Annotated in this window: 15 protein-coding genes; 10 read left to right on the forward strand and 5 right to left on the reverse strand. The window is 42.0% G+C overall.

The window, feature by feature from the left end; translation table 11 throughout:
• Nucleotides 1-63 precede the first annotated feature (63 nt).
• Together PV403_RS03715 and PV403_RS03720 are read left to right on the forward strand one after the other, a co-directional pair.
• The gene (locus tag PV403_RS03715) at nt 64-1,110 is read left to right on the forward strand and encodes a DUF294 nucleotidyltransferase-like domain-containing protein (protein WP_332083624.1); all 1,047 of its coding nucleotides are present in this window, start codon (nt 64-66) and stop codon (nt 1,108-1,110) included.
• Nucleotides 1,107-1,844, forward strand: coding sequence for an exonuclease domain-containing protein (locus tag PV403_RS03720; RefSeq protein WP_332083625.1), 738 nt, complete (start codon nt 1,107-1,109; stop codon nt 1,842-1,844). The genes PV403_RS03715 and PV403_RS03720 overlap by 4 nt, the downstream gene beginning before the upstream one ends.
• Here the strand turns inward: PV403_RS03720 and PV403_RS03725 are convergent.
• Complete coding sequence (locus tag PV403_RS03725; protein ID WP_332083626.1) at nt 1,830-2,261, reverse strand: Mov34/MPN/PAD-1 family protein; 432 nt, start codon at nt 2,259-2,261, stop codon at nt 1,830-1,832. The genes PV403_RS03720 and PV403_RS03725 overlap by 15 nt on opposite strands.
• Before the next feature lie 175 nt (nt 2,262-2,436).
• On the opposite strand from PV403_RS03725, the gene PV403_RS03730 reads away from it, so the two are divergent.
• Nucleotides 2,437-3,003, forward strand: coding sequence for a TlpA family protein disulfide reductase (locus PV403_RS03730; protein ID WP_332083627.1), 567 nt, complete (start codon nt 2,437-2,439; stop codon nt 3,001-3,003).
• Between the two features lie 56 nt (nt 3,004-3,059).
• Here PV403_RS03730 and cimA read toward each other — a convergent pair whose 3' ends face one another.
• Nucleotides 3,060-4,679 (reverse strand): citramalate synthase, encoded by a 1,620-nt coding sequence (gene cimA, locus PV403_RS03735; RefSeq protein WP_332083628.1) that lies wholly within the window; start codon nt 4,677-4,679, stop codon nt 3,060-3,062.
• Nucleotides 4,680-4,903: 224 nt separating this feature from the next.
• Here cimA and PV403_RS03740 point away from each other — a divergent pair, with 224 nt between their 5' ends.
• Both PV403_RS03740 and PV403_RS03745 read left to right on the forward strand, forming a co-directional pair.
• Entirely contained in the window at nt 4,904-6,184 is a 1,281-nt protein-coding gene (locus PV403_RS03740; protein WP_332083629.1) for a DNA polymerase IV, read from the forward strand.
• Between the two features lie 126 nt (nt 6,185-6,310).
• Nucleotides 6,311-6,553 carry a ferredoxin gene (locus PV403_RS03745; protein WP_160033042.1) on the forward strand — a complete coding sequence of 81 codons (243 nt, stop codon included), beginning with the start codon at nt 6,311-6,313 and terminating at the stop codon, nt 6,551-6,553.
• Between the two features lie 168 nt (nt 6,554-6,721).
• On the opposite strand, the gene PV403_RS03750 is transcribed toward PV403_RS03745, so the two are convergent.
• Nucleotides 6,722-6,868 (reverse strand): hypothetical protein, encoded by a 147-nt coding sequence (locus tag PV403_RS03750; RefSeq protein WP_191798136.1) that lies wholly within the window; start codon nt 6,866-6,868, stop codon nt 6,722-6,724.
• Nucleotides 6,869-7,183: 315 nt separating this feature from the next.
• Here PV403_RS03750 and PV403_RS03755 point away from each other — a divergent pair, with 315 nt between their 5' ends.
• The 3 genes from PV403_RS03755 to PV403_RS03765 are packed head-to-tail and all read left to right on the forward strand — an operon-like array spanning nt 7,184 to nt 9,631.
• Entirely contained in the window at nt 7,184-8,278 is a 1,095-nt protein-coding gene (locus PV403_RS03755) for a quinone-dependent dihydroorotate dehydrogenase (protein ID WP_332083630.1), read from the forward strand.
• Nucleotides 8,279-8,337: 59 nt separating this feature from the next.
• Complete coding sequence (locus tag PV403_RS03760; RefSeq protein ID WP_332083631.1) at nt 8,338-9,150, forward strand: GTP pyrophosphokinase; 813 nt, start codon at nt 8,338-8,340, stop codon at nt 9,148-9,150.
• The gene (locus tag PV403_RS03765) at nt 9,140-9,631 is read left to right on the forward strand and encodes a DUF309 domain-containing protein (RefSeq protein WP_332083632.1); all 492 of its coding nucleotides are present in this window, start codon (nt 9,140-9,142) and stop codon (nt 9,629-9,631) included. The genes PV403_RS03760 and PV403_RS03765 overlap by 11 nt, the downstream gene beginning before the upstream one ends.
• A gap of 81 nt (nt 9,632-9,712) precedes the next feature.
• Here PV403_RS03765 and PV403_RS03770 read toward each other — a convergent pair whose 3' ends face one another.
• Both PV403_RS03770 and PV403_RS03775 read right to left on the reverse strand, forming a co-directional pair.
• Nucleotides 9,713-10,201 (reverse strand): PCYCGC motif-containing (lipo)protein, encoded by a 489-nt coding sequence (locus PV403_RS03770; protein ID WP_332083633.1) that lies wholly within the window; start codon nt 10,199-10,201, stop codon nt 9,713-9,715.
• The gene (locus PV403_RS03775; RefSeq protein WP_332083634.1) at nt 10,198-10,767 is read right to left on the reverse strand and encodes a thioredoxin family protein; all 570 of its coding nucleotides are present in this window, start codon (nt 10,765-10,767) and stop codon (nt 10,198-10,200) included. The genes PV403_RS03770 and PV403_RS03775 overlap by 4 nt, the downstream gene beginning before the upstream one ends.
• 288 nt (nt 10,768-11,055) lie before the next feature.
• Here PV403_RS03775 and PV403_RS03780 point away from each other — a divergent pair, with 288 nt between their 5' ends.
• Nucleotides 11,056-11,832, forward strand: a complete 777-nt coding sequence (locus PV403_RS03780; protein ID WP_332083635.1) for a pseudouridine synthase — start codon at nt 11,056-11,058, stop codon at nt 11,830-11,832.
• A 25-nt stretch (nt 11,833-11,857) separates the two neighbouring features.
• Nucleotides 11,858-12,664 carry a Cof-type HAD-IIB family hydrolase gene (locus PV403_RS03785; protein WP_213532260.1) on the forward strand — a complete coding sequence of 269 codons (807 nt, stop codon included), beginning with the start codon at nt 11,858-11,860 and terminating at the stop codon, nt 12,662-12,664.
• Nucleotides 12,665-12,715: the final 51 nt, after the last annotated feature.

Below are 12,715 nucleotides of genomic sequence, written 5' to 3' on the forward strand. Positions count from 1 at the left end.
ATGACATATATATACCAACTTTTAAATGAGGGCTCTATGCAAAAAGGACAGGAGGCATGAAATATGGATAGCCTGGAAAATGTGGATTCCGCCTTTACATTGAAGCAAGCTCGAATGAAGAGACAAGAGGAATTACAAAATGATATAGATCAAATAAATATACTGGACTGGTATCAACGCGTTAATGATTTGCATGATGCCATTGCGGAGAAAGCGATAGAACTTACAGAAAAAGAAATGCGGGAAGAGGGTTATGGTCAGGCACCCGTTCCTTATGCTTTCGTTGTATTTGGCAGCTCTGGAAGAAGGGAAGCTACGCTGTGGAGCGATCAGGATAACGGACTTATTATCAGTGATGAAAGGCATCCAGACAAAGAACGTTTTTTCAAAGAGTTTGGTATAAGACTAAGCAATATGCTGGAGTCAGCAGGTTATGCTAAATGTGAAGGAAAAGTAATGTGTTCTGAAGCATTATGGGCAAGAACGCTCTCTTCCTGGAGGGAGCAGCTTAGTGAATGGTCGAATGACTTACAATGGGAACCGGTACGCTACTATATTATTGCTGCTGATATGAGGCATGTTGCGGGAGATCTCACTTTATCCCATCAGTTTCAGGAATATTTTTCTTTCCTATTTGAATCCACGCCTGATCTGGCTGCGGCTGTATTACGTAACACGGTAAGGCATAAGGCTACCTTAAATATCCTTGGTCAAGTAGTGAAGGAACGTTTTGGGGAACATGCTGGGGGATTTGATGTGAAATACGGTATGTATATTCCGCTTGTGAACAGCGGGCGCTATTTCGCTTTACAGCACGGTCTAAAAGAGACAAATACACTTCAGCGCCTAAAGAAACTTTCGACTCTCGAAGCAGCTCCGTCTAATCTCATTGAATCCTGTGAAAAAGCATTCTTAATTGCACTGCATTTAAGAAGAAGCGCTCAGATGAAGGAAGATCATGGGATATTATCAAGCAGCGGATATATTGATCAGGATCAGTTAAAAGAGAGGGACACTTTATATAAACTGAGACTAGGGCTGTCTGCTATCAAGAAAATCCACCGGAATCTGCAAAGACAACTTCGGTTTGTCGAGAGGGGCCGTCTATGAAAGAGCCGAGCAGGGGGAATAACGGTTTTTGGAACTCGTTTAGACAAGGCGGAGTACCATCTGCGATTGCTTCTATGATGGGGACTCCTACGGCACAGCAAATGGCTTTTTTACGATCTCTCATGAGAGAAAATCGACGGCCGGAGACCCTACGGACGCCGCTTAATGAACTGGATGCCGTTGTATTTGATTTAGAGACGACAGGTTTTGCTCCCCAGCATGGAGATGAGATTTTGTCTTTTGGTGCTGTGCGAATTATGGGAGGGAAAATAATAGAAGAAGAACAGTTTTATACTCTTGTTAAAACGAGGAACAGGATCCCGGAGCACATAGCCGAGCTTACTGGAATCACAACCGAAATGACACAGGATGCTCCTCAGCTTTTGAATGGACTGCATGATTTTATGTCTTTTGTAGGCGGGCGGGTTCTTGTAGCTCATGCGAGTGCACATGACAAATCTTTTCTGAATGCTGCCTTATGGAAAACCTCAAAAGTGAGACTAAGCCACCGCGTCATTGATACCATGATGCTAGCGAGATGGCTTGAACCGCAGCGATCTGGTTATGGACTTGATGAATTGCTTCAATCAAGAAATATTGAAATTAAGGGGAGACATCATGCATTAGAAGATGCGATGATGACAGCGCGTTTATGGGGAGCCTATCTCGATGATATCTCGAAAATGAATGTGGTAACCTTGTCTGATTTATATCATCATCTAAGTCACGCATAGTGCGGCATGCCTAAGGCTGTACCCATGATCTTGTTGTACCACCTCATAAGCTTTAACTTCTAATCGCTGCGCTTGGGGATTGATTCCCGCAATGAGATACACCTCCATTAATTGTCCGTAAGACTGCAAGTTCTGAAGATCCTCAGCTGAGGGAAACGGAGCGGAAATAGGATGCGTGTGATATAGACCTATTAAATGAGGAGAAGTCAGTAAATGATGGACCCACACTTCAGGTTCGAGCTCAAAGTGATGATTGGGTTCTGCTGCCACGTTTTTGACAGGTATAATGGAATGGATGTCAACAGAATCGGCAATTGACGAAGTTCCTAGCAGTAAACCGCACCCTTCAGAAGGCCAGGATGTATGGAAGTGATTTTTTATTTGTTCGTTAGCTGCAGCCGTTATTCGGATGATCATGTTAAGAAGCTCCTTCTTCTTTTTATAGATAAGAAACATGCGGCTCCTTTTTAGAAAAGGAGTTTTTTGTGATATAATTAACCAAAATTAGGGGTAAAATGAGATCAATAGGAAATCAATAGGAAATCAATTATGAAAGCATATGTAGTCTATAACAATGAAAAAGGATGGGCAAATGAAACGTAACTTGTATATATGGGCTGGGATTCTACTGCTGATCGGTTTTGCTTTTTGGCAAACGAGTAATAAAGAAGGGGGTCTGTCTATTCAAAATGTATTCCAAACGGACAACCCTATTCCTACAGAAACGGGTGCGAAAGCAGGACTGCTTGCTCCACCTTTTGAGTTAAAGGGACTTGAGAATAAAGAAACTTATAGAGTAGGCGGGACAAGAGAAAAAGCGCTCCTGCTTAATTTTTGGGCTTCTTGGTGTGATCCTTGTAAGATGGAAGCTGGATCGTTAAATCTGCTTGCGAAAAACTACAAAGATGGGCTTGATATATACGGAGTTAATGTAACGAAATATGATACTGTAAAAGACGCCAAACAATTTGTTGACACATTTAAACTTCAATTTCCAATCCTAACGGATGAAGATGGAGCAGTTTATGATTTATATAAAGGAATGGCATTTCCGACGAACGTTCTGATTGATAAAAACGGCGTGATCCAAGAAATTATTCTGGGTATTCTGACAGAGGAAGAACTAGAGAAGAAAGTCAAGGCACTTGTGAAAAAATAAAAAGAGGCTGCAGATGATGAGATCTGCAGCCTCTTTTGCATATATAAGACCAGAGCTTAATGGTTTACTAATCCTTGCTGCGGCAAAGCATCCGGTTCAATGAACTCGGAAGGATCTTCCTCGAGAAGTGCATACCGGAAACTGTGCACGAGTGCCTCCCAGCTGGCTTCAATAATATTCTCAGAAACGCCTACGGTGTTCCAGGAATCAGTGAAGTTTTTGGATTCGATGAGAACCCTAACTTTGGCAGCTGTCGTATCTTTATCGTCAAGGACTCTAACTTTATAGTCGGATAAATGCATATTTTTTAAAGATGGATAGTAAGTAATGAGTGCTTTACGAAGTGCATTATCCAGTGCATTCAGCGGACCGTTACCTTCAGCAGCAGTATAGTGACTGCGTCCACCAACGTTTATTTTGACAAAAGCTTCGGAAACAACCGGTTTGCCGACATTTTTCTCAACCAACATCTTAAAAGACTCAAAAGTGAATAGTTCTTGCATATCACCGTTTGCTTCCCGAATGAGAAGTTCAAGAGAAGCATCTGCTCCTTCAAACTGATAGCCCTGATGTTCGAGATCTTTAATTTTATTAATTACGTTTTTTGTCTGTTCACTGGTTGGATCAAATTCAATTCCCATGTCTTTGGCCTTGGAAATAATGTTGCTTTGTCCTGCAAGCTCAGATACGAGTATTCTTTGTTTGTTACCGACTTGTTCGGGAACAATATGTTCATAAGTACGAGAATCACGCATGATGGCCGATACATGAATGCCGCCTTTATGAGCAAAAGCTGCGTTACCTACATACGGCTGATTTACCGGCATATTGACATTTGCAATCTCGCTGATATATCTAGCGACATTGGTTAACTGTGCAAGTTTTTCTTCTTTTACGCATTCATAGCCGAATTTCAGCTGCAAATTTGGAATGACGGAGCACAGATTCGCGTTACCACAACGTTCTCCGTAGCCATTGATCGTCCCTTGGACTTGTCTTGCCCCAGCATTGATGGCTGCCAGTGTATTGGCTACAGCCAGCTCACAGTCGTTATGGGTATGGATGCCGAATTTTGCATTTGGCAGTTGCTCTGTCAGGGACGAGACTACCTCATGTACTTCATGCGGCATCGTTCCCCCGTTCGTATCACACATCACAAGCCAGTCAGCGCCGGCTTCATATGCTTTTTTCATTACAGAAACGGCATACGCCGGATTATTTTTATAACCGTCAAAAAAATGTTCCGCATCAAAAATGACCTCTAGTCCGCTTTGTTTCAGATAGTGGATGGAGTCATAAATCATTTCTAAGTTTTCTTCTAGTGTCGTTTGGAGTGCAGTATGCACATGGAAATCCCAAGACTTGCCCACGAGCGTAGCTGCATCTGCACCTGATTCAATAATACGATTTAGATTCGCATCTTCTGCAGCAACACTGCCCTTACGGCGTGTACTGCCAAAGGCTACGATTTTTGCAGAAAGTCCGAGCTCCTGAACTCGCTTGAAAAATTCAATGTCTTTCGTGTTACTACCTGGAATGCCGCCTTCAATATACTGTACTCCAAGAAAATCAAGCTTCTTAGCAATATGTAATTTGTCGTCTACAGATAAACTGATTCCTTCACCTTGTGTGCCATCGCGAAGTGTAGTATCGAAGATAGAGATGGACTTAGACATGATATGTTATCCCCCTTTTAAGAAGTCACCCTTAACTTTATAATTTTACTATTATATCAGTTCTTACCTGGAAAGTAAGATGTTATTTTGTAATTATTGTAGATGAATTCATTTATTTTGGACGTAATCCGGTATACTTAAGGAGATATTAACGGTAAAATAAAGTTTTGATTAATTGATTTTTATATCTATTTAACGAGTAAAAGAGTAAGGAAGGTATCCGCATGGAGAACGTAAAGGATTATTATCCTGTGAAGGGCCGCGTCATTTTACATGTAGATATGAATGCTTTTTATTGCTCAGTTCATGCTGCGGAAAGGCCTGATCTATATGCAGGGAAACCAACAGCCGTTGCGGGCAGCAGTGAAAAGCGTAAAGGAGTTATCGTCACCTGTTCTTACGAAGCGCGTAAACTCGGAATCAGTACAGGAATGGTCGTAAATCAGGGACTTCGAAAATGCCCAGAACTTATCGTTATTACACCAGACTTTCACCTATATCGTAAATACTCAAAGGCATTTATGAAGATTGCCTATGAATATACGCCGGAACTTGAGGCCACCTCAATCGATGAATGTTATTTGGATATTACGGGTTCAAAACAATTCGGCACGCCGATCCAGATTGCAGAAGAAATTCAAAGAAGAATTAATGAAGAACTGGGGATTCCTTGTTCTATAGGGATTGCTCCTAATAAACTGCTGGCGAAAATGGGCTCAGATATGAAAAAGCCGAACGGCATTACCGTTCTTAGGTTGCGGGATGTTGAAAAAATACTATGGAGTAAGCCATGCGCGGAATTGTTTGGGATTGGTCAAAAAACAGCAGAGAAATTGCGAAAACTTAACATTATGACAATTGGACAGCTTGCGAAGGCAAATGAACAAATGCTAAAAGATTATTTTGGCGTACTTGGAACATGGATGAAGCAAGCGGCTAATGGAATCAGTCATTCACCGGTACTCGCTGATCGTGAACCAAATAAGTCGATCGGGCATACCACAACACTTCCTGAAGATATTTCGAATGAAAGCGACATTAACCGGGTACTGCTGAATATCAGTGACCAAGTGGGGCGCCGTTTGAGAAGACAAGGAATGATGGCAGGCGGGATTCAGATTACCATTCGCACACCTGATATGAAAACCATTACTCGGTCCCATGCGCTGCAGGTACCAACTGATTACGACAAAGATATTTATAAAGAAGCTGTGAATTTATTTTACCGGCAGTTTGGTGCAGGGAAACCGATTAGGCTGCTTGGGATTACGCTGCAAAATCTAATTCCGAAGAGTGAATCAGTAGTGCAGCTGGATCTATTCGATTATCAAGAACAGCCAAAGAAAGAATCCCTTATAAAGGTAATGGACACGCTAAGAGATAAATTTGGAGAAAATGCGGTGGTAACTGCGGGGATGATTGGAGACGATCCATCGACGCTGATCCGTAACTATAAATCACGTGGAACATCATTACAAAAAGATAATCTTTCTCTCCCAGAATAGGGACTTGACAATGTCCTAAGTACAGGTCAAAATGATTTGTGTTTGCTATCAGTTTGTATTAAACTATTTGTTAGTATAGGTAAAACCTACTGTTTGTTGTGTTTAAATATAGGAGGCAGAGAAGAAATGGCTAAGTATACTTGGGTAGAAAAAGATACATGTATCGCTTGCGGTGCTTGTGGTGCAACAGCACCTGATATTTATGATTACGATGATGAAGGTCTTGCAGAAGTGATTTATAGCGGGGATGCGAACCACGGTAACGTTGAAATCCCAGAAGATCTTCATGAAGATATGCAAGATGCTTGTGATGGATGCCCTACAGATTCCATCAAAGTAGCAGATACACCATTTAACATGGAAGGTTAATCCTATCCATTTCAGATGATCGCCTTGGTGCCGAGTTTCGGTGCCGGGCGTTTTTTTTGTGAAAATAAAGCAGTTAGATCTATGCTCTCCGGCATAGGCCGAGGACAGAAATCGAGCGAGGCTTGTCCACGGCCGAACGAATCCGGATCAACGGTATTTCTGGCTGCATTAAGGGTTTGTTGATTCGCCGATAATGACGAAGACAGCAATTAAGATAATTAGGAGCAAAACGCTTAGTGCAGTCCAGAACAAGGCTTTCCGGTTTACTTCCTCTTTCTTTTGCTGCAAGCTTGGTTTCTTCCTCTTTTGAGACATGTCAGATGCTCCTTTCACGGCAAAAGTTAGGTTTTATCATAAGCTTTCTCTATTGTATTCAAACTGGGATAAATTATCAAAGTATTATATCTATCTGGATCTTCGTAAAAGGGTAGGGAGTTGGGTCTCTATCCCTTTTCTTTTGCAACAAAAAACGCTAAACTGGAGAGTAGAGGGGAAGCTGGTGATATCAAAAAGCAAGCTGTATTCATACTATATGTTGTAAGTTTACATACGATATAGCTAGATATAGCAATAGTGTTTTGATACATTTGTAAGCTCCCATAAATAGATCTAGTAAACGGAGTGGATGATTTGCTGTATCGTAATTTCGGAAAACCTTTTTTCTTCGCAATGGACGCTGAAAAAGCACACCATCTTGTTATAGGCAGTCTGAATAAAGCAGGCCGAATACCAGGAGGAGTGAGCTTACTTCGTTCCATGTATCGTGTACGTGAAACAGCGGATCTAGCTACCGATTTATTCGGTCTCCATTTTCCATCGCCTATAGGTCTTGCTGCAGGACTGGATAAGAATGGGGAAGCTGTTCCTGGATTCTCTTCCATTGGATTTGGATTCATGGAAGTGGGAACCGTAACGCCAGAACCACAACCAGGAAATGAACAGCCTAGACTGTTCAGACTTCCTCAAGATGAAGCACTTGTTAACCGAATGGGATTTAATAACCAAGGTGCAGCAGCCATGGCTACGGTTTTATCCGGATTAAAGGAACGACCGATACCGGTTGGAATTAATATTGGAAAAAACAAGATCACTGCGAATGAGAATGCGCCATTAGATTATCGCAAGTGTATCGAGATGTTGTATTCGCATGCTGACTTTTTTGTTGTAAATATCAGTTCTCCAAATACACCGGATCTGCGCAGCTTGCAGCACGGAAGTGAACTTAGTGATTTGCTTGCAGCCGTTATGGATCAGATGAAGAAAGAATCTCAGAAATCAGGTGTAAAGAAGCCTGTTCTGGTTAAGATTGCACCGGATGTAACTGAGGTTGAACTGAAATATATGGTGGATACGATTTCAAAAAGCGGTGTTTCGGGTATCATAGCTACGAATACAACAATAAGCCGCGAAGGATTGACTCATGAGAATGCGAAAGAAACAGGTGGACTGAGCGGTAAGCCGCTTCGTGATCGTTCAACTGAAATCATCAGCCAGGTTTATCGTCAAACGAATGGGAAGCTCCCTATTATCGGATCGGGAGGCATTTTTACAGCTAAAGATGCTTACGACAAAATTAAAGCAGGAGCTAGTCTGGTTGAGATTTATACCGCACTTATTTATGAAGGTCCTGAAATTAATCAACGTCTTCATGAAGGACTTCGGGAACTGCTTCGTAAGGATGGTTATCGTCACATTTCCGAAGCGGTTGGAGCTGACCATAGATAAGTGGCGGGTACTATAATGATTAAGATTTAGGTATGAGCATAAGACAGGAGGCAGAGGCAATGGACGGAAGAGACTGGGGGACATTTTTGCTTCCTTACGAACAGGCCGTAGAGGAACTTAAGGTTAAGTTTAAAACAATGCGGGCAGAACTAAAAAAACGTGAAGAGTATGCACCTATCGAATTCGTAACCGGTCGCGTCAAGAAAATTTCAAGTATCTTGGATAAAGCCAAACGGCTTTCCGTGCCCATGAATGAAATTGAAACGGGGATCGAGGATATCGCAGGTATTCGGATCATGTGTCAATTTGTAGAGGATATTCGCAGAGTGGCCGAGTATATTCGGGAACGAAAGGACTTAAAAGTTCTTTATGAGAAGGACTACATTACCAATTTCAAGGAAAGCGGTTATCGTAGTTTCCATATGATTGTTGAATATCCTGTCCAGACAGCACTTGGTCAAAAGCATGTACTTGCTGAGATTCAAATTCGAACCCTGGCGATGAATTTCTGGGCTACCATTGAGCATTCCTTGAACTACAAATTTAGAGACAACCTGCCTGATATGGTAAGAGAACGACTGAAGAAAACGTCTGAAGCCGCCTTTATTCTGGACAATGAGATGTCTGCAATACGGCTAGAGATTCTGGAAGCGCAAAAAACGTTTGAAGATGAATCCAGTATCATTTCCAAGACACTCGCCATCATTCATCAGTTATATTTTTATCACCTTGTGGATGAGGCGATTGATGCGCAAGAGAAATTTAATACGTACTGGCAAGCACACGATATCGAGGCGATTAAGCATTTATCCGGAGAAGTAAAGGAGCTGCTTAATAACGCAAGAAAAAGCAGTGAAACCGATGAGTTCTAAATACGATCCGCTCTATGTCGATTACCTGGTCTATTTTAACCGGGATCAGGATTACTTTGAGTGTCATGAAGTACTCGAGGAATTGTGGCTTGCTGAGGATCGTGAGCCTGTATATAAAGGATTGTTGCAAGTCGCAGTAGGGATGTATCATTATCGGAATCAGAATCTGCGCGGGGCACGGTTAATGCTTACCAGCGCGATCCAGATTCTTGAACCGTATCCGGAGCAGATCCTGGGGATAGAACTTGGACTTCTTCTCTCATCTTGCCGTAGTGCTCTCGTGAAACTGCAGCATTCGGGCCAAAATCCTGTACCTTATCAGGATTATACAATCGTGATTTGGGATGATGAACTCGAAGAAGCGGTATACCAAAGGTCGAAGGAATTAAAACCGAGTATACCTCAGCGGAGAAGTCCGACACGCGGGAAAGTGTACGAGGAACGAATGAAAGCAATGGGTAAAAACGGATTCACATCCTAATCATATAAACCCCCGACTCTTCACTGAGAAAGTGAAAGAAATCGGGGGTTTATATGATTATATATTTAGCTTTTGGCAGGATTAACCGGGATGTACTTCGCTAGAAGAAGGAGCACCTTCGGGAGCATATTTATCATCAATAAAGGTTTGGATTTCCTCAATCGATTTACCTGCTGCATTGAGTTCTACGGTATCGCGTAGTTCTTCTAGACAAATACCGCACTGTGCACCGTGATCGGTCCAGGTCACTTCACCGTCCTCTTCTAGAGCGATGAAGCAGCGGTAAAGGGAATCATGAGCTGATTCATAATCCATACATCCACAGTAACAGTTGAGCATTTTCAGCTCCTCTTTAACTTGTCCGACAAGAGCGTAGGTTGCTTGTGTGTTATCCGTATATTTTGTGAGGAACTCAGGCATTTCAGTGAGAGAGGCACTTGCCTCATACTGTTCGCTTTCTTTGCCATGCATGGTGTGGTCGTGTCCTGCTTCTTTTTGCCCACAGGCACTTAGTGCAAGGCTACCGAAGATGAGACCGGCGAAGAGGGTTCCATACCATTTGGTTTTCAATTCACAGCATCTCCTTTATATTTCGTAAAGAATGCTTTGATATCTTCTTCCGTATAGCCGGTATTCGTGCCTTCTTCTTGAATACCGCCAACAAGACGCTCTTTCTCTACACCTTTCTCAAAATAAACAAGGGTTGGTGTAAATTCAATATTGTATTCTCTCCAGCCGCTGTCAAATTCTCTTAAATTAAACTGGGGAAGATCGACGCCTAAATCACCGGCAATCGGCATCAGTTTCGGTGTCGTTGCACGGCAGTGAGGACAATCAGAAGCAAAGAAATATACGAAAAAGTCTTCTTTGTTATCAATTTTTCCTTTGAGTTCTTCCGGCAGGATGATATTCTGGTAATTCGGATCATCTAATATTTCGATTGTGGATGCACTCAGCTTCGACTGAGGAAGCCCGTATACTTCATTAATATTTTTGTTATTGATCATATTCATGGTGATAAGTGCGCCAATCAGTATGACAAATGCAGCAATAAAGGCAATAATAGCAGTGTTCGATTTTTTGTTTTTCCTACCGGTATAGCCAGTCTTCGATTTGGTTTGTGTTTTAGAACTCATTGTTCATCCCCCGTCAATATGATAAATTATGGAACTCGTTTAATGCCCTTCATTATACAACATTACGCATTGTAGTGGAACAGAAATACAGGGATAGATTTGTTAGATAAAGTACAGACTGCGACAGATATTCTAATAACAGAACCGCATGATCGTAATCTTATAGCGTTATAACTGCCTTTACGCTCTACAGAGCGTATGTAATCTTTGCTTTTTTAGTAATATGAACAATTTGTGAAGTCTTATTTGAATGAATTAATAACCAGAAGGATGGAGGTGGACTTTAGTATGAGTCAGCAAATAAATCAAAAGAAAACGGTGAAAAAGTTGCGCATAGACAAAATTTTAAGTCATATGGGATATGGCACTCGTTCGGAAATTAAGAAAGCAGTAAAGAATGGATATGTTATGGTGAATGGAAAGCTGATCAAGGACAGCGGGATGCAAGTCGATCCTTATGAGGATTTGATTGAGATTGACGGTGAAACGGTGAAGTACAGAGAGTTCATTTATCTGATGCTTCATAAGCCGCCAGGAGTGATATCGGCTACAGAGGATGTAAGGGAAGAGACAGTAATTGATCTTCTCGATCCGGAATACGCATTGTTCCAGCCTTTTCCGGTCGGACGTTTAGACAAGGATACCGAAGGGCTGCTGATTCTCACGAATGACGGACAACTCTCACATAATTTATTGTCTCCGAAGAAGCATGTACCCAAAACATATGAAGCAATTGTCTTAGGGAAGATCGGAGAGAAAGAAATCCATGCTTTTCAGCAGGGCGTAACCCTCGATGATGGATACACAACGAAACCGGCCGTTCTAGAGATCATCTCTGTCGATTCTGGCGAAGAGGGAGATACTTCGCGCGTGCTGGTTACGATTCATGAAGGGAAATTCCATCAGGTTAAGCGGATGTTTGAAGCAGTTCAGTCGAAAGTCTTATATCTGAAGCGCATCTCTATGGGTGCTTTGCAGTTAGATCCACTGCTTCCCATTGGATCTTATCGTGAACTGACGGAGGAAGAACTGAATATTCTCACCGGGACGGATCTTGCAAAATAATAAAGAAATAAAGGATGGATCAAATATGAATTATAAACTGATTGCACTAGATGTAGATGGAACTCTTCTACATGATAATCATGAATTATCTGAAGAGAATAAAGATAGTATCAAGGCAGCGGCTAGCCGCGGGGCAGAGTTGGTGCTTTGCACCGGCAGAGGCCCGGTTAGTACGATACCGCTTATGAAGAAAATGGGGCTCAGCGGTTATGTGATCACACATAACGGAGCCGTTACCGTTGACACAAAAACGCAGGAAGTGATATACCAGTTCCCTATGGATGCGGAGGGACTACAGCCTTATGTAGATTATTGCCGAGAGCATGGGATTCATTTTGATGTGAATACGGCGTTTGGTTTATATATTGATAAAGCAGATCAAATGTCCCCGAAAGTGCGTGGTATGTATGATGAAGTTTTTCTAGAACCAATGAATTTGCCCCACTGGTCAGAATTAAGTGAACCGGTTGTGAAATTCTCGGCTTTTGGAGATCTCGATACGATGAATGAACTTGAAAAAGAATGGAACACTTGGAACAGCCCGTTTTATATGGTCCGCAGTGGAGATTTCTTCCTGGATCTTATGCATAAGGATGCTTCAAAAGGAGAAGCGCTGAGACGTCTTGCAGCGAGCAAGGGAATTGCTCGGGAGAACGTTCTGGCTATGGGAAACTACTATAATGATATTACGATGCTTACATTTGCAGGTAAGGGCATCGCGATGGATAATTCTCCTATTGATGTAAAGGCAGCTGCTGACGAAGTTACTCTGTCTAATAATGAAGATGGAGTTCATCATGCGCTCGAAAAATTTGTAATCGGCGTTAAGTAATATTCTTCCTTGTCCCAGGGTACTACTATGGATATCAGATACTCTTAAAGC

The organism is Paenibacillus sp. GYB006 (assembly GCF_036577645.1).
GTDB lineage: Bacteria > Bacillota > Bacilli > Paenibacillales > Paenibacillaceae > Paenibacillus.

Excerpts from the sequence above, each read along its gene's own strand:
- PV403_RS03745 (WP_160033042.1), top strand. The coding sequence starts at position 6,311 with ATGGCTAAGTATACTTGGGTAGAAAAAGATACATGTATCGCTTGCGGT.
- PV403_RS03730 (WP_332083627.1), top strand. The coding sequence starts at position 2,437 with ATGAAACGTAACTTGTATATATGGGCTGGGATTCTACTGCTGATCGGT.
- PV403_RS03775 (WP_332083634.1), bottom strand. The coding sequence starts at position 10,767 with ATGAGTTCTAAAACACAAACCAAATCGAAGACTGGCTATACCGGTAGG.
- PV403_RS03720 (WP_332083625.1), top strand. The coding sequence starts at position 1,107 with ATGAAAGAGCCGAGCAGGGGGAATAACGGTTTTTGGAACTCGTTTAGA.
- cimA (WP_332083628.1), bottom strand. The coding sequence starts at position 4,679 with ATGTCTAAGTCCATCTCTATCTTCGATACTACACTTCGCGATGGCACA.
- PV403_RS03780 (WP_332083635.1), top strand. The coding sequence starts at position 11,056 with ATGAGTCAGCAAATAAATCAAAAGAAAACGGTGAAAAAGTTGCGCATA.
- PV403_RS03785 (WP_213532260.1), top strand. The coding sequence starts at position 11,858 with ATGAATTATAAACTGATTGCACTAGATGTAGATGGAACTCTTCTACAT.
- PV403_RS03760 (WP_332083631.1), top strand. The coding sequence starts at position 8,338 with ATGGACGGAAGAGACTGGGGGACATTTTTGCTTCCTTACGAACAGGCC.
- PV403_RS03740 (WP_332083629.1), top strand. The coding sequence starts at position 4,904 with ATGGAGAACGTAAAGGATTATTATCCTGTGAAGGGCCGCGTCATTTTA.
- PV403_RS03715 (WP_332083624.1), top strand. The coding sequence starts at position 64 with ATGGATAGCCTGGAAAATGTGGATTCCGCCTTTACATTGAAGCAAGCT.
- PV403_RS03765 (WP_332083632.1), top strand. The coding sequence starts at position 9,140 with ATGAGTTCTAAATACGATCCGCTCTATGTCGATTACCTGGTCTATTTT.
- PV403_RS03725 (WP_332083626.1), bottom strand. The coding sequence starts at position 2,261 with ATGATCATCCGAATAACGGCTGCAGCTAACGAACAAATAAAAAATCAC.
- PV403_RS03750 (WP_191798136.1), bottom strand. The coding sequence starts at position 6,868 with ATGTCTCAAAAGAGGAAGAAACCAAGCTTGCAGCAAAAGAAAGAGGAA.